Genomic DNA, 15724 nt, shown 5'->3' with positions numbered 1-15724 from the left:
AATACTCGCCGCAAACGTGCACACGACCCTGCCGGGGTCTGCCACATTGCATCCCGCTTGCAGCAAACCTCAAGCATGCTGGCAGCAAAGAGGGAGCAAGCTGCATGAAAACCATCGGCCTGATCGGCGGCATGAGTTGGGAATCCACCGCGGTCTACTACCGCCTGATCAACGAGGCGGTCCGCCGCCAACGCGGCGGCCTGCACTCCGCCGAGATCGCCCTGCGCTCGCTCGATTTCACTCGCGTCGTCGACCTGCAAAAGGCCGGTCGCTGGGACGATGCCGGCATTTTGCTCGGTGAGGCCGGCGCTGGTCTCGCCCGTTCCGGCGCTGCCTGCGTGCTGATCTGCACCAACACCATGCATCTGGTCGCCGCGCCAGTCGCCGCCATGAGTGGCGTTCCGCTCATTGATATCATTGACGAAACCGCGCTGGCTCTGCGCGGGGATGGCCGCCAGCGGCCCCTGCTGCTGGCCACCCGCTACACCATGGAGCATGGCTTTTACGCCCAGCGCATGGCCCGCCACGGCATCGATCTGGTGGTCCCCGACGCCCAGGATCGTGGCGCCGTGCACGACATCATCTTCGACGAACTCTGCCAGGGCCAGGTCCGTGACGCCTCCCGCGCCCGCTATCTGGGCATCATCGAGGCCGCGCGCGCCCAGGGCATCGACTCCGTCATCCTGGGATGCACCGAAATTTCGCTCCTCATCGACCCGGCGACCCTCCCCCTCCCCGGCTACGACTCCACCGCCATTCACGCCGACGCCGCGGTGCTCTTTGCCCTCGCCGACGTCATGGAGCAGGCAGCCTGAAATGTGCCGCTTCCTGGCCTATTCCGGCGAACCCGTCTTCCTCGATACGCTGCTGATCGAGCCAGCCTCCTCGCTGGTCAGCCAGTCCTTCGCAGCCCGCGAAGCCAAGACCGTGGTCAATGGCGATGGTTGCGGCCTCGGCTGGTATGGCGCCCGGCCCGAGCCCGGCTGCTATCGCGGCACCCTGCCCGCCTGGTCGGATGCCAATCTGGCCTCGCTGTGCCACCAGGTCAGCGCCCCGATGTTCCTGGCCCATGTGCGCTCGGCCACCTCGGGCGAAGTCTCGGTGGCCAATTGCCATCCCTTCGCCGCCGGCCGGCACCTCTTCATGCACAATGGCCAGATCGGCGGCTATGACCGAGTTCGCCGCTCCATTGAAGCGATGATCCCCGACAATCTCTATGCCCGCCGCCGCGGCAATGGCGACAGCGAAGCCATCTTCCTCGCCGCGCTCGGCCAGGGCCTGGACGCCGAACCGGTGGCCGCATTGGCGCGCACCCTCGCCAGCTGTCTTCACATCATGCAGGCCAGCGGCATCGAACAGGCCCTGCGCTTTACGGCCGTCCTCGCCGATGGCCAGACCCTGCGCGCCTTTCGCTGGGCCAGCGACGAGCGTCCGCCCTCGCTCTATTGGCGCCGCCTGCAGTCGGGCATCGCCATCGCCTCCGAACCCTTTGGCGATACGGGCGATACCTGGCAAACAATTCCGCCCGGCTGCGTGATGACGGCCGGGCGGGACAATATGGTATTCAGCGATTTTTTGGTGGCCAGGCCGGCCTAGTCTTCCGGCGGCGCGGCGACCATGCCCAGGGCAGCCATGTACAGCTCGAGAATGGCTTCCTGCTCCATGCGCTCGTTGGCGTCCTGCTTGCGGATGGCCACGATCTTGCGCAGGATCTTGGTATCGAAGCCGTTGCCCTTGGCCTCGGCATAGATTTCCTTGATATCGGCGGCGATCGCGGCCTTTTCTTCTTCCATCCGCTCGATGCGCTCGATGAACGCCCGCAACTGATCCTGGGCTACGCTGTCTTCGACGGCCATGGGAGCTTCCTTTCGTTTCGTGGCCTCGTTCAACCCCACAAGGGCGCGCCGTTCAACCCCTTTGTGATCCAATCCACATGGCCGCGAAGTCGCATACCCGCAATTCCGTCAAATCGCGCCATTAGCCATTGACCAACGCTCCCCCATGGGCTCAAAGAAGGCACGTTTTCCCATGTTTGCTGGCACCAGATTGCACAACACCCGTCTCGGCATGACCCTGATCGGCGCGATGTTCGCAAGCTTCGCCTTTTTCGCCACGCCGGCACATGCCGACCTGCGCATCTGCAACGAAACGACCAATCTGGTTTCCGTGGCCCTGGGCTACCGCGCCGAGCGCGGCTGGATGAGCGAAGGCTGGTGGCAGACGCCGCCCGGCGATTGCCGCGTCCTCTACCAGGGCGACCTCGAACGGCGCTTCTATTACATCTTCGCCGTAGACGATATTGGCGGCGGCGCGTGGGATGGTTCGGTATTCATGTGCACGCGTGACGAAACCTTCACAATATTCGGGGTTGAGGATTGCCTCGCACGGGGCTATGAGCGCACCGGTTTCTTTGAAATCGATACCCAGAACCGCACTGACTGGACGCTGCAACTGACCGAGAACACCGCCGGCCCCGCAATAGTGGGTCCGGAAGGCGGCGAAGACCTCGAAGACCCCGCATTCCTTGTCGATCCCGACGACGTCACAGACGCACCGCAGGACGACATAAATACGCAAGAAACGGACACGCAATGAGACGCATGAGACGCGCGAAGATCGTCGCCACCCTCGGGCCTGCAAGCCACGAGGAAAAGATGATCGAGGAACTGGCAAAGGCCGGCGCGGACGTGTTCCGCATCAACATGAGCCATGCCAGCCACGACGTGCTCCGCCAGACCGTTGAGCGCATTCGCAACGTCGAAAAGCGCCTCAACCACCCGCTCGGCATCCTGGTCGACCTGCAGGGCCCCAAGCTGCGCGTCTGGAAATTCGCCAGCGGCGCCGTCAACCTGGTTGCCGGGCAGAAGTTCACCCTCGACAGCCACAATGACGACAACGGCAATGCCGAGCGCGTCTACCTGCCCCATCCCGAAATCATCGAAAGCGTGTCGGTCGGCGATCGCCTGCTGCTCGACGACGGCAAGATCGCGCTCAAGGCCACCAAGGTGGGCAATGGCGCCATCGAGACCGAAGTGATCTATGGCGGCAAGCTCTCCGACAAGAAGGGCGTCTCCCTGCCCGATACGCTGCTGCCCACCGGCGCGCTGACGGAAAAGGACCATGCCGACCTGCTCGCCGGCCTTGCCGCCGATGCCGACTGGATCGCCCTCTCCTTCGTGCAGCGGCCCGAAGACATCATCGATGTCCGCAAGATCGTGCAGGGTCGCGCCGGCGTCATGGCCAAGATCGAAAAGCCGCAGGCCATCGATCGGCTCGAAGAGATCATCAAGCTGTGCGACGCCATCATGGTGGCGCGTGGCGATCTCGGCGTCGAACTCCCGCTCGAAACCGTGCCGGGCCTGCAGAAGCGCATGATCCGCATGGCTCGCCGCTACGGCAAGCCGGTGGTCGTGGCCACCCAGATGCTCGAATCCATGATCACCGCCCCGGTGCCGACCCGCGCCGAAGTCTCGGACGTGTCGATCGCCGTGTTCGAAGGCGCCGATGCCATCATGCTGTCGGCCGAGTCCGCCTCCGGCCAGTACCCGGTCGAGGCTGTTGCCACCATGAACAAGGTGGCCGTGGCCGTCGAGAGCGACGCCAATTATCGCGGCATCATCCGCGCCGCCCAGACCGAGCCGGAGGCCACCGCCGCCGACGCCATCTCGGCCGCGACCCGTCAGGTCGCCGAGACCCTCGATCTGGCGGCCATCGTCACCTACACCGCCTCGGGCTCCACCGGCATCCGCGCCGCCCGCGAGCGGCCGAGCAAGCCCATCATCGTGCTCTCGCCCAATATGCGCACCATCCGCCGCATGTCGGTGGTCTGGGGCGTCCATTGCGTGCAGACCGAGGATGCCGTCTCGCTCGAGGACATGGTGGATCGCGCCTGCGTCATCGCCTATCAGGAGGGCTTTGCCCGCCCCGGCGACCGCATCGCCATCACCGCCGGCATTCCCCTGGGCACGCCCGGCGCCACCAACATGCTCCGCATCGCCTTCGTCCGCCAGGACGGCGCCGGATCAAGCTGACTTCGAGCCGGCCGCACCGCGGCAAAATCGCTCCGGTGGAGCGATTTTAGGCGAGAAGGCCATGAGGCCTGTGGCCGAATGGCCCGAACGCACAAAACACAAAACACAAAAAGGCCCGGCATCACTGCCGGGCCTTTTTGTTCCTCGCTGCAATCTCAGAAGCGGAAGTTCACGCCCACTTTGACGGCATGCACGATGGGCGACACGGTAGAGCTGCCCGTAGCGATCGTGCCCGCCGGCGCCGTGCGGCTGCCCAGGTTGTAGTAGCTATACTCTGCCTTGACCGACATGGCATCGGACACGGCCACCTCGACGCCGGCGCCGGCCGTCCAGCCGATGAAGGTGTCGCTGAACTGGTTGGTCAGGCCGGGGAAGTCCGGGGTGATGGTGCCACGCCCGCCGCCAGCCGCAAGGCCGCCAGTGGCAAACAGCAGCACACTGTCCATGGCATAGCCGACCCGGCCGCGCAGGCTGCCCAACCAGTCCACATTGGCGTTGCAGCTATAAGCCGGCGCCGCGGTGCAGGTCGTCGACCCGGCCATGCCCGACCACAATATGTCGCCCTCAAGACCCAGCACGAAGGCGTCGTACTGGACATTTCCGCCCAGCGTCACGCCTAGCAACCCGCCATTGAGCGGCGTATCGGTGATCGAGCCGGAGACGTCACCCACGGAGCGGGCCGTGCCGCTGCCATAGCCACCCGCCAGGCCGGCATAGAAACCGCTCCAGTCGAAACCGGCATCGGTATAGGCAATCGGTTCATCGATAATCAGGTCGGCAGCAGCCACCGGTGCTGCAAATGCGGCAAACGCCGCGGCCATCAGGACAAATTTACTCAACTGAACCCCCAAACTACTAATGGAGGCATTAGTGTCTTGTTATCCTTAAGAGCCCGTTACTTTGCTTCCATTAATGTTTTGAGAACCATTAGGTCCGCCATGACCCATTCTGCTTCCGAGTCAAACTGCGCATCCGACGCCCCCGGCTGCTGCACGGCGGTATGGGTCAACACCGTGCCATCACCCGCAGGGATGAGCCGGGCATAGCCCGCATGGCTAATCTTACCATTCTGCGCCAGCTTGTAGTCCAGCACGAAGAACGGGTTGGGCCGGGTAAAATGCAGCTCCACCCGCCGCCCTTCGGATCCGTCGAATGACCATACCAGCAGGCCCGCCCTTGGCTCGTGCCGGCCATTTCGGGCAAAGGTCCACCGCCCCAGATTGGCGGGATCGGAGAGAAACTCGTAAACTTCGGCAACCGGCCGCGCAATATGGACCGTCAGCGTTTGCGCCTTGAGCACGAAATGCACCTTTCATGTCAGCGGCCGCTAATTCGCGCACGGCAGGTCGCTTATCAAGCGCCCTGGCCGGGGCATTTGGAGCATGGGTTAACGCCGCCATTCCCGCTTCAGGCAAACTGTCACAGCCATGGAAGGTAACTGGAAACCGGTTATGGGGTCTGGCCGCTGTCCGGAAACAGAAAAGGCCCGCTTGCGCGGGCCTTTTCAATCATGACGTCGGTGAGCGTGGCTCAGCCCTGGCGGGCCTTGTAGCGCTTGTCCACCTTGTTGATGATGTAAACCCGGCCGCGACGGCGGACGAGCTTGTTCGCGCGGTGGCGAGTCATCAGCGCCTTCAGCGAGTTGCGGATCTTCATCGGTCTATCCTCAGGTCAAACAAAAGAGGCGCCCAAGAGATTTCTCTAAGCGCCGCCCGGAAACTTGGGGGCATACATAGGGAAAACACTTTGGCCTGTCAACGCGCAACACCCATGGAATTTGTCCTTCCACCGCGCTTTTCCGCACCACCTTTGCGGCGCGGCAGTTAACGCGTCATACGCAAAGCTGCGCTACTATATGCCTTCGTCAGCAGCATACAGGCGGAATACGATGGCGAACGAAGAAATCACCAAGCACGGCGTTCTGGTCGCCGATCATTCCCCCCATATGGCCGCGCTGATTTCGGTCATGCTGCGCAGCCTGGGCCGGCGGGACATCCGCGAAGCCTATGACGCCAGCAAGGCCATGATCGAGCTGCGGCGCCGCATTTTCGATGTCCTCATCATCGATGACGATCTGCAGGGCATGGATGGCGTGGTCTTCACCAAGAAGCTGCGCGCCTGCGTCGACTGCCAGAATCGCTACATTCCGATCATCATGATGAGCGCCGCCCCTGACGCCAAGCGCATTGCCGACGCGCGCGACGCCGGTGTCACCGAATTCCTGCGCAAGCCTTTCGCGGCCAACCACCTGCAGACCCGCCTCACCAGCATCGAGACCCATCCGCGCACCTTCATCGAGGCGGCAAAGTACAAGGGCCCCGATCGCCGCCGCAAGATCGTGGAAATCGGCGATCACGAACGCCGCGCCGCCGCCGACGTCCCCAAGGCGGGATAGGAACTGCAGCGGCCTCCCCATCAGGGGATGGTTGGTGGTGCAGGGGCCTCAGGCCCCCAGCACAGCTTCGACCGGTACCTCGATCTCACGCCAGCGATGGCAGGCGACCAGCCGGTCGTCTTCGATCCGTTCCAGCGGCGGTCGCTTTTCGGCACAATAGGGCTTGGCAAAGCGGCAGCGCGTGCGGAACGTGCAGCCCGAAGGCGGATTGATCGGCGAGGGTATCTCACCCTTGAGCGCATCGATATTGCGCAGCCGCGCCAGCTTTGGGTCCGGAATCGGCACCGCCGTCAGCAGCGCCCGCGTATAGGGATGCTTGGGATCCTCATAGATCTCGTCGCCCGTCGCCAGCTCGACGATCCGCCCCAGATACAGCACCAGGATGCGGTCCGACACATGCCGCACCACGCTCAGATTGTGCGAGATGAAGATCAGCGTCAGTCCGAACTCGTCCTTGAGCTCGGCCAGGAGGTTGAGGATCTGCGCCTGGATCGACACGTCGAGCGCCGAGACCGGCTCGTCGCAGACGATGAGCTTGGGCTCGGTGATCAGCGCGCGGGCAATGCCGATGCGCTGCGCCTGGCCGCCCGAAAATTCGTGCGGATAGCGGTTGATCATTTCCGGCAGCAGGCCCACCGCTTCCATGATCTTGAGCACCCGCGCCCGCCGCTCGTCCTTGTTCAGTTCCGGCCGCAGCGCCCGCAGCGGATCGGCAATGATCTCGCCCACCGTCATGCGCGGGTTGAGCGAGGCCAGCGGGTCCTGGAAGATGATCTGCAGGTCCTGCCGGCGCATGCGCATCTCTTCGGCCGGCAGCCGCGTCAGGTCCTGCCCCAGCCACAGCACCTGCCCCTCATCGGGTGCCAGCAATTGCAGGATGCAGCGGCCCAGAGTGGATTTGCCACAGCCGCTCTCGCCCACGATGCCGAGTGTCTCGCCCTTGCGGATGGTGAAGTTGATGTCTTCCAGCGCCGTCAGCGTCAGGCGGCGGCTGAACAGACCCCCAGAGATCGAGAAGGTCTTCTTGAGATCCTTGATTTCCAGCAGGTTGATCGGGGTCTGGTTCATCACGCGACCTTTCCATAGGCCATGGGGCCTTCGTAGAAGCAGGCCTTTTCCCGGCCATTGCCGGTATCGGTCAGCGGCGGCCGCTCGACGAGGCACCGATCGAAGGCAAAGGCGCAGCGCGGATTGAACGAACAGCCCTTGGGCAGGTGTTCAAGGCTGGGCGGCAGGCCCTGGATCGGGTCGAGCCGCGCCGCGCGCTTGGCAATGTGCGGCGTCGAATGCAGCAGGCCCAGCGTATAGGGGTGGCGCGGATCGTAGAACAGGTCGTCCACCGTCCCCTTTTCCACCGCCCGCCCGCCATACATCACCATCATGCGGTCGGCGACGCCTGCCACCACGCCCAGGTCATGCGTGATCAGCACCAGCGAGGTGCCGAAATCCTCGGTCAGCGTCTTGAACAGGTCGAGCATCTGCGCCTGCACCGTCACGTCGAGCGCCGTGGTCGGCTCGTCGGCGATCAGGATCTTGGGCTGGCACAGCAGCGCCATGGCAATCATGACGCGCTGCCGCATCCCGCCCGAGAGTTCGTGCGGATAGGCATTGGCGCGCTTGACGGGTTCGGGAATGCCCACCCGCTCCAGCATTTCGATGGCGGCCATCGTCGCCTTCTGCTGGTCGTAGTCGCGATGCTTGACCAGCACTTCGGCCAGCTGCGTGCGCACCTTGAGCGTGGGATTGAGGCTCGTCATCGGATCCTGGAAGATCATCGCGATATCCTTGCCGCGATGCGTGTCCAGCTGCCGGGGCGGCATGCCGATGAGGTTGATATCCCCCATCATGGCGCGTCCGCCGGCCCGGCCATTCTTGGCGAGGAGGCCCATGATAGCGAGGAACGCCTGGCTCTTGCCCGAACCGGATTCCCCCACCACGGCGAGCGTTTCGCCTTCCGAGAGGGTGAAGTTCATCTCACGCACCGCCTGCACTTCGCTCTGGTGCAGCTCGAACGTGACCGACATGTCTTCGACTTTGAGGACTTGCTTCATTTATCGATCCTTGGGGTCGAGGGCGTCGCGCAGCCCGTCCCCGATATAGGTCAGGCATAGCAGCAGGCTCACCAGCACCACGGCCGGCCCGATCAGCATCCAGGGCAGCGTCTCAGCCACGGGCGAACCGAACGAGATCAGCGTACCCAGCGAGGTCTGCGGCTCCTGCACGCCCAGCCCGAGATAGGAGAGAAAGCTCTCGGTGAGGATGATTTCCGGCACCGTCAGCGTTGCGTAGATCACCACCGGTCCGGTCAGGTTGGGCACGATGTGGCGCATGATGATCGTCCAGGGCTTGGCCCCGCCGGCCTTGGCGGCCTCGACGAATTCGCGTTCCTTGATCGACAGCGTCTGCCCGCGCACGATGCGCGCCATGGTCAGCCATTCCAGGCACCCGATGCCAACAAACAGCAGCACCGGATTGCGCCCGAAGATCACCACCAGGATGATGACGAACAGGATGTAGGGCAGCGCATACATGATGTCGACGAAGCGCATCATCACCGCATCGACCTTGCCGCCGAAATAGCCGGCGACCGCGCCATAGATCACCCCGATGATCACCGAGACCAGCGTGGCGACGCCCGCCACGATCAGGCTCATCTGCGTGCCCTGCATGATGCGGGCCAGCATGTCGCGGCCGTTCTGGTCGGTGCCGGCAAAATGCCCGGCCTCGAAATTGGGCGGCTTGCGGATATTGCTCCAGTCGATTTCGCCATAGGTCCAGGGCAGCAGGTAGGGGCCCACGAAGGCGAACAGCACGATGGCGGCCACCACGAAGACCGAGATCACCGCTGCCGTGTTGCGCACCAGGCGCCGTATCGCGTCCTGCGTCAGCGAACGCCCCTTGGGCGCATCGAGCGTTTCGAGGCGTCGCGCATACTCGGTGAGTACCGCGTCCTTGCCAGTAATGCCGGCCATCAGTGGTACCTCACCTTCGGGTCAAGCCAGGCATAGATCACGTCCACGATCAGGTTCACCGCCAGGATGATGAACATGTACAAAATGGTCGTTCCCAGCACGAGGCCGTAGTCACGGTTGAGCGCTGCGCTGATGAAGTACTTGCCGATGCCCGGCAGGGCAAACACCTGCTCCACCACGAGCGAACCCGTCAGCAGATACGACAGCCCCGGCCCGAGATAGGACACCACCGGCAGCAAAGCCGGCTTGATGGCATGACGCGCCAGGATCAGCCGCTGGCCGAGCCCCTTGGATCGCGCCGTACGCACATAATTGGTGCCCAGCACTTCGATCATCGAGCCGCGCATCAGCCGCGCCGTGCGCCCGGCATGGGGCAGCACCAGCACGGTGATCGGCAGCACCAGATGCGGAATGGATCCCGCCTGCCAGCCGCCGGCCGGAAACCAGTCGAGATAGACGCCAAACACCAGCTGCAGCACGGCTGCCATCAGGAAATTGGGGATGACGAGCCCCACCATGACCAGCATGACGAGCACATAGTCCGGCCACTTGTTCTGGTTGACGGCCGAGAAGGCCCCGGCCACGAGGCCGACAATGGTGCCGATGATAAAGGCCGAAAAGCCCAGCATCAGGGTGAAGGGCAGGCCGATCCACAGCATCTCGGCAACCGTGAAGTCATTGTAGACCATGGACGGGCCGAAATCGCCCTGCAGCAGGCGGCCGACATAGATGAAGTACTGCTGGATCAGCGGCAGATCGAGATTGTAATGCGCGCGCAGGTTGGCCAGCGTCACCGGAGGCAGCGCGCGTTCCCCGTCAAAGGGACCGCCGGGCGCCAGCCGCAGGATGAAGAAACAGGCGGTAACGGCAATCAGTGCTATCGGGATGGCCGACAGCACGCGCCGCGTCACATATCCAAACATGGATTTACGACCTTTCACATCCGCCGGGCCACTGCAAAGGGCGCTCTCGTGCGGATAAAACGACGGCGCCGCCCCTCCCAAGGGGCGACGCCGCAGGGTTTTACGAGATTACTCGGACTTCGAGAGCCAACGCGTACGGTGGATATCCGATGCGTTGCTGACGAAACCGGTGACCTTCGGCGACACGACGTTCTGGGCGATGTACCAGTAGATCGGCATTGCGCCGGTCTCATCCATGGCGATCTTTTCGGCATCGCCGAGCATCTTGGCGCGGGCGGCCAGGTCCTGCTCGGTGGTGGCCTGATCCATCAGCGCTTCGAACTCGTCGTTCGAATAGCGGCCATAGTTGTTGCCCCAGTTGGTGGTGCCTTCCTGCTCGATGCCCTGGCGGAGCAGGTCGAGCGTGTTGGACGGATCCGAGTAGTCGAGCAGCCAGCCGGCACGGCCGATCTCGAAGTCACCGGCACGCAGGCTGTCGTAGTGCACGGCGGTTTCCGAGTTGAACAGCTCGGTCTTGACGCCGATCTGTTCCCACATCGAGCTGATCGCCACGGCGATGCGCTGGTGGTTGTCGTTGGTATTGTACTTGAGCTGGACGGCCAGCGGCGTCTCGGCCGTATAGCCCAGGCCTTCCATGATCGTCTTGGCTTCCGCCACGCGCTCTTCGTAGGACAGGCCGATCCATTCGGGCTGGTAGGGCTCGACGCCTTCATAGTTGGCAGTGCCCGGCGGGACCCAGCCATAGGCCGGCACTTCGCCGGTGCCCAGCACGTCCGGACCGATCACGTCGCGGTTGATGGTCATCGACAGCGCCTTGCGCACGTCGGCATTGTCGAATGGCGGCTTTTCCTGGTTGATGACGTAGTAGTAGACGCCCAGGAACGGGGCGAAATAATCCTGGCCGGGCAGGTTGGTCTTGATCCACTCTGCCTGGTCCGACGGAATGTCGGTCAGGATGTCATATTCGCCGGCGCGGTAGCGCGACAGGGCGGCAGCCAGGTCGTCCTGCACGAAGTAGTTCACTTCGTCGATCTGGACATTGGCGGCGTCCCAGTAGGTCTCGGACTTGACCGACTTGATGTAGCTGCCCGGAACCCACTCGGTGGGGGTATAGGGGCCGTTCGAGACGATGTTCTCGACCTTGGTCCAGTCGTCGCCGACCTCGTCGATCACATGCTTCGGCACGGGATAGGCGGTGTAGTGGGTCAGCGCCTGCAGGAAGAAGGGCGTCGGGCCTTCAAGGGTGATTTCGAGGGTCTTGTCGTCGATCGCCTTGACGCCGAGCTCGTTGAAATCGGTCACGGTGCCTTCGGCGATTTCCGAACCGTTCAGGATCGGGAACTGCAGATAGGCATAGTCCGAGGCGGTCGCCGGATTGAACAGGCGCTGGAAGGCAAAGACGAAATCGCCGGCCGTCACCGGGGTGCCGTCGGACCACTGGATGCCGTCACGCAGCGTGAAGGTATAAACCAGGCCATCGTCGGAAACGGTGTAGCTCTCGGCCTGGCCCGGAATGGCCTCGGCATTGGCGTCTTCCGTCATCAGCCCTTCGATATAGTCGCCGATGATGCGGTTTTCCCAGTCGCCCGACGCCTGATGCGGGTCGATCGAGCCGGGTTCGGAGCCGTTCATCATATTGAGCGTCACGGCCGAGGCAGCGCTGCTCATCAGCAGCGCCATGGCGCCGGCGGTCGCTACCGCGGTCAGGGTTTGCGTGAATTTCATTGTCGTCCCATCTCCTTGTGGAATTCCCGAAATCGTCTTGTTCCCGCAATCGTGTCGCTGCGGAGTTCAATAGTCTTGCGGCCGCCGGATTTGACCCGGCGGTCAAGATTGCTGGACGGTATTACGCATTTCCGTCCACTGACAAGCAAAAGATTGACCTAAGCGTCAAGGCTGGCGGAATTATTAACATACTGTGTACGAGGCCAAACCGGGAACGGCTTTGCGTCCCGCTCCCGCTGTGGGAAACGACATGCTAGCCGCCCAGCAGGCCCGACTGCTGCACGCCGTAGATCGCCACGGCCACAGCCACCAGCGCCGCGAACGGCACCCAGCCCGGCATGGGGCCGCGCGGCTTCTTCACCGGCGGTTCCGGCTTCTTTTCCGGACGGCGGAATTTGACGACATTCTCGTTCATGCTGCGCTCTCGACGATTGCGGTCACGCCCTGCCCACCCGCCGTGCAGACGCTGATCAGCGCCCGCTTGCCCGGCTCGGTGGAGAGCAGCTTGGCCGTCAGGCCCAGGATACGCGCCCCGGTCGCGGCAAAGGGATGCCCATAGGCCAGGCTCGATCCCTTGACGTTGATCTTGGCCGGATCCACCGGCCCGAGCACCGTGTCACGGCCCAGCACGGTCTTGCAATAGTCCGCATCTTCCCAGGCCTTGAGCGTCGACAGCACCTGCGCGGCAAAGGCCTCATGCAGCTCGAAATAGTCGATATCGGCAAAGCTCAGCCCTGCCCGCGCCAGCATCTCGCTGACCGCAATGGTCGGCGCCATCAGCAGGCCCTCGCCATGCGCGAAGTCATTGCCCGCCACCCGACCGGTGGTGAGATAGGCCAGGATCGGCAGACCGCGGGCCTTGGCCCATTCCTCGCTCGCCAGCAGCACGGCGGAGGCGCCATCGGTCAGCGGCGTCGAATTGCCCGCCGTCAGCGTCCCATTTCCGCTCGTCTTGTCGAAGGCCGGCTTCAGCGTCGCCATCTTCTCGATATTGGCGTCCGCCCGCACATTGTTGTCCCGCACCAGGCCGGCACAGGGCACCAGCAGGTCATCGTGAAAGCCCTCGTCATAGGCCTTGGCCGCATTGCGGTGGCTCGCCACCGCCAGCGCGTCCTGCGCCTCCCGGGTAATGCCCCATTCGCGCGCCATCAGCTCGCAATGCTGCCCCATGGAAAGCCCCGTGCGCGGCTCGTTGACCGATGGCGCCACCGGCGTCAGCTCGCCGAAGGAAAAGCCCTTGAACGCCTTGAACTTCTCGCCCGTCGAGCGCGCCTTGTTCACCTCCAGCAGCCGGTGCTGGAACTTGTTGCCGAAGACGATCGGGCTGTCGCTCACTGTATCCGAGCCGGCGGCAATGCCGCTGTCGATCTCGCCTGACGCAATCTTGGCCGCCAGCACCAGCGCCGCCTGCAGGCTCGTGCCGCAGGCAATCTGCATCGTCGTGCCCGGGGTGCGCGGCGAATAGCCGGCATCCAGCGTCGCCTCGCGCGCCAGGTTGAAATCGCGGCTATGCCCGATCACCGCCCCGGCCACGACCTCGTCGATCTTCTCGCCCTTGAGCCCATATTTGTCCGCCAGCCCGGCCAGGACCGTTCCGAGCATGGAGAGGTTGGTCTCCTCCACATAGGCACTGTTGCCGCGGGCAAACGGGATGCGCGCCGAACCGACAATCGCGACTTTCCGAAGTTCAGCCATCTTACGCCTTCCCGTCTTTTCTTGCTTTGAGCGGACCGCCCAGGAACGGTGCGAAACCGGTCCCCATGATCACCCCGATATCGGCCAGCCCGTCATTGGCGACGACGCCCTCGGCCACCACCACCTCGGTCATGTCGACCAGCGGCTTGACCAGTTCGCGGCCCAGCCCGGCCAGGTCGGCATGCGCCGGCACCTCGCCCTTCTGCGCCTTGCCGTCGACCCACTTGTAGAAGCCTTCGCCCGTCTTGCGGCCGAGTTTTCCGGCCTTGACCAGAGTGTCGAAATTGCTGCCCTCGGGCACGGCATGGCCCAGCTCGGTCGCCACCGACTTGCCAACGTCGAGCCCGACGGTATCCATCAGCTCGATCGGCCCCATCGGCATGCCGAAGGCCACCGCTGCCGCATCGAGCAGCTCCTTGCTCTCGCCGCGCTCCACCCGTTCGACCGCGCCCAGCATATAGGGCATCAGCACCCGGTTCACGAGGAAGCCCGGCACCGACTTGACCACCACAGGCGATTTGCCGATGGCCAGCGCAAAGGCCGCGCCCATGCCGATCTCGGCATCGGTATTGAAGGTCGAGCGGATCACTTCCACCAGCGGCAGCTGCGCCACCGGATTGAAGAAATGCAGCCCGATCAGGCGCTCCGGCCGCTTGAGCTTTTCCGCAATGCGTTCGAGCTCAATCGAGGATGTATTGGTGGCCAGGATCGCCCCCGGCTTGAGCCTGTCTTCCAGCCCGCCGAAAATGGCCTGCTTGACCTCGAGCTTTTCCACCACCGCCTCGATGATCACATCGGCCCGGCTGACGCCCTTGCCGGTGGGGTCAGCCTCGAGCCGCAGCACCGCCGCATCGACCTCGTGCTTTTTCTTGAGCCGCTTCTTGAACAGCTTCTTGCCGCGGTCGAGCGCGGGCTTGATGCGCTCCATGTCGAGATCCTGCAGCGTAACGCTCATGCCGCGCAACGCGCACCAGGCGGCAATGTCGCCACCCATGACCCCGGCGCCGATCACATGCACGCGCGCGAACCTGGCCCCCTTGGTGCCCTGCTTCTTGAGCGCTTCCGAGGCAAAGAACACCCGGCGCAGATTGGTCGCCGTGTCGCTGCCCATCAGCGGCACGAAGGCATCCACCTCGCCGGCGATCATCGCCTTCCAGTCGTCGCCATGCTTTTCGAACAGGTCGATCAGCGCGAAGGGCGCCGGGTAGTGCTCCACCCGCGCCTTCTTGCCCGCCTGCTCGCGCATCTTGCCGGCCACATAGCCGCGCAGCGGCCCCATGGCCATGACTTTCTTGGTGAGGCCCGCCTCGCTCGATCTCCGCTTCTGCAGTACCGCCTTGCGCGCTTCCCAGCGCAGCATGTCACGGTGGCGCACCAGCTTGTCGACCAGGTTCATGCCCCGCGCCGCGCCAGCCTTGAGCATGCGCCCGGTCAGCATGATCTGCATCGCGTCGACCGGCCCCGCCTGGCGGATCGAGCGTCCAGTGCCGCCAAAGCCGGGAAAGATGCCCAGGTTCACTTCCGGAAAGCCGATGCGCGTCTTGTCGTCATTGACTGCCACGCGATAGTGGCAGGCCAGCGCCAGTTCGAGCCCACCCCCCAGGCAGAAGCCGTGAATGCCGGCAACCACGGGGATCTTGAGTGCCTCGATGCGCGCGAACAGCGCATGCGTGCGCCGCAGCGCTTCGGGCAATACCGAGAAGTCGCTCATCGCATCGAATTCGGAAACGTCCGCCCCGGCAATGAAGCCGCTATCCTTGCCCGAAAGCAGGATCACGCCCGCCAGCTCGCCCGTCTGCGCCAGCGCTTCGAAGCGGCTCACCAGCTGTTCGAGCTCGGTGATCGCCTCGCGGCTCAGCGTGTTGACCGGCGCGCCCGGCGTGTTGATGGTGAGCCAGCCCAGGTTCTCCACATCGCGGTGGAAGCTCCAATGCTTGGTCTCCGGCATTTGCGGCTGGATCATCTTGTCTCCTCAAGTCCTCG

17 protein-coding genes are annotated in these 15724 nt (G+C 63.7%); 5 read left to right on the top strand and 12 right to left on the bottom strand.

The window, feature by feature from the left end; genetic code table 11:
- Positions 1 to 104 precede the first annotated feature (104 nt).
- Positions 105 to 815 (top strand): aspartate/glutamate racemase family protein, encoded by a 711-nt coding sequence (locus ACLI1C_RS17415; protein WP_411398821.1) that lies wholly within the window; start codon positions 105 to 107, stop codon positions 813 to 815.
- Position 816: 1 nt separating this feature from the next.
- Positions 817 to 1596, top strand: coding sequence for a class II glutamine amidotransferase (locus ACLI1C_RS17410; RefSeq protein ID WP_411398820.1), 780 nt, complete (start codon positions 817 to 819; stop codon positions 1594 to 1596).
- Here the strand turns inward: ACLI1C_RS17410 and ACLI1C_RS17405 are convergent.
- Entirely contained in the window at positions 1593 to 1856 is a 264-nt protein-coding gene (locus ACLI1C_RS17405; protein ID WP_295887473.1) for a DUF2312 domain-containing protein, read from the bottom strand. The genes ACLI1C_RS17410 and ACLI1C_RS17405 overlap by 4 nt on opposite strands.
- 211 nt (positions 1857 to 2067) lie before the next feature.
- Here ACLI1C_RS17405 and ACLI1C_RS17400 point away from each other — a divergent pair, with 211 nt between their 5' ends.
- Together ACLI1C_RS17400 and pyk are read left to right on the top strand one after the other, a co-directional pair.
- On the top strand, positions 2068 to 2595 hold the full coding sequence (locus tag ACLI1C_RS17400; protein WP_411398819.1) for a DUF1036 domain-containing protein: 528 nt from the start codon (positions 2068 to 2070) through the stop codon (positions 2593 to 2595).
- Entirely contained in the window at positions 2592 to 4031 is a 1440-nt protein-coding gene (gene pyk, locus ACLI1C_RS17395; RefSeq protein WP_411398818.1) for a pyruvate kinase, read from the top strand. Before ACLI1C_RS17400 ends, pyk begins: the two co-directional genes overlap by 4 nt.
- A gap of 155 nt (positions 4032 to 4186) precedes the next feature.
- Here the strand turns inward: pyk and ACLI1C_RS17390 are convergent, their stop codons facing one another.
- From ACLI1C_RS17390 to ykgO, 3 genes are all read right to left on the bottom strand, one after another.
- The gene (locus ACLI1C_RS17390) at positions 4187 to 4870 is read right to left on the bottom strand and encodes an outer membrane protein (protein WP_411398817.1); all 684 of its coding nucleotides are present in this window, start codon (positions 4868 to 4870) and stop codon (positions 4187 to 4189) included.
- Between the two features lie 56 nt (positions 4871 to 4926).
- Positions 4927 to 5340: an SRPBCC family protein gene (locus tag ACLI1C_RS17385; protein WP_411398816.1), complete on the bottom strand. Its 414-nt coding sequence runs from the start codon at positions 5338 to 5340 to the stop codon at positions 4927 to 4929.
- Between the two features lie 221 nt (positions 5341 to 5561).
- Complete coding sequence (gene ykgO / locus ACLI1C_RS17380) at positions 5562 to 5687, bottom strand: type B 50S ribosomal protein L36 (protein ID WP_035098668.1); 126 nt, start codon at positions 5685 to 5687, stop codon at positions 5562 to 5564.
- Between the two features lie 232 nt (positions 5688 to 5919).
- On the opposite strand from ykgO, the gene ACLI1C_RS17375 reads away from it, so the two are divergent.
- The gene (locus ACLI1C_RS17375) at positions 5920 to 6426 is read left to right on the top strand and encodes a response regulator (protein ID WP_411398815.1); all 507 of its coding nucleotides are present in this window, start codon (positions 5920 to 5922) and stop codon (positions 6424 to 6426) included.
- Positions 6427 to 6474: 48 nt separating this feature from the next.
- Here the strand turns inward: ACLI1C_RS17375 and ACLI1C_RS17370 are convergent, their stop codons facing one another.
- The 8 genes from ACLI1C_RS17370 to ACLI1C_RS17335 form a co-directional block, all read right to left on the bottom strand.
- Complete coding sequence (locus tag ACLI1C_RS17370) at positions 6475 to 7494, bottom strand: ABC transporter ATP-binding protein (RefSeq protein ID WP_411398814.1); 1020 nt, start codon at positions 7492 to 7494, stop codon at positions 6475 to 6477.
- Entirely contained in the window at positions 7494 to 8477 is a 984-nt protein-coding gene (locus ACLI1C_RS17365; RefSeq protein WP_411398813.1) for an ABC transporter ATP-binding protein, read from the bottom strand. The genes ACLI1C_RS17370 and ACLI1C_RS17365 overlap by 1 nt, the downstream gene beginning before the upstream one ends.
- Entirely contained in the window at positions 8478 to 9398 is a 921-nt protein-coding gene (locus tag ACLI1C_RS17360; protein WP_411398812.1) for an ABC transporter permease, read from the bottom strand.
- Entirely contained in the window at positions 9398 to 10321 is a 924-nt protein-coding gene (locus tag ACLI1C_RS17355; RefSeq protein ID WP_411398811.1) for an ABC transporter permease, read from the bottom strand. Before ACLI1C_RS17355 ends, ACLI1C_RS17360 begins: the two co-directional genes overlap by 1 nt.
- A gap of 108 nt (positions 10322 to 10429) precedes the next feature.
- Positions 10430 to 12046: a peptide ABC transporter substrate-binding protein gene (locus ACLI1C_RS17350; protein ID WP_411398810.1), complete on the bottom strand. Its 1617-nt coding sequence runs from the start codon at positions 12044 to 12046 to the stop codon at positions 10430 to 10432.
- A 253-nt stretch (positions 12047 to 12299) separates the two neighbouring features.
- A complete protein-coding gene (locus ACLI1C_RS17345) occupies positions 12300 to 12461 on the bottom strand; it encodes a hypothetical protein (RefSeq protein WP_411398809.1) in 162 nt (53 codons plus the stop codon).
- Positions 12458 to 13741: an acetyl-CoA C-acetyltransferase gene (locus tag ACLI1C_RS17340; RefSeq protein WP_411398808.1), complete on the bottom strand. Its 1284-nt coding sequence runs from the start codon at positions 13739 to 13741 to the stop codon at positions 12458 to 12460. The genes ACLI1C_RS17345 and ACLI1C_RS17340 overlap by 4 nt, the downstream gene beginning before the upstream one ends.
- A gap of 1 nt (position 13742) precedes the next feature.
- Complete coding sequence (locus tag ACLI1C_RS17335; protein ID WP_411398807.1) at positions 13743 to 15704, bottom strand: 3-hydroxyacyl-CoA dehydrogenase NAD-binding domain-containing protein; 1962 nt, start codon at positions 15702 to 15704, stop codon at positions 13743 to 13745.
- Positions 15705 to 15724: the final 20 nt, after the last annotated feature.

It is taken from the genome of Devosia sp. XGJD_8, from assembly GCF_046614475.1.
GTDB lineage: Bacteria > Pseudomonadota > Alphaproteobacteria > Rhizobiales > Devosiaceae > Devosia.
The sequence above is the reverse complement of the archived record's forward strand: the minus strand, read 5'-3'. Positions and strand labels throughout refer to the sequence as shown.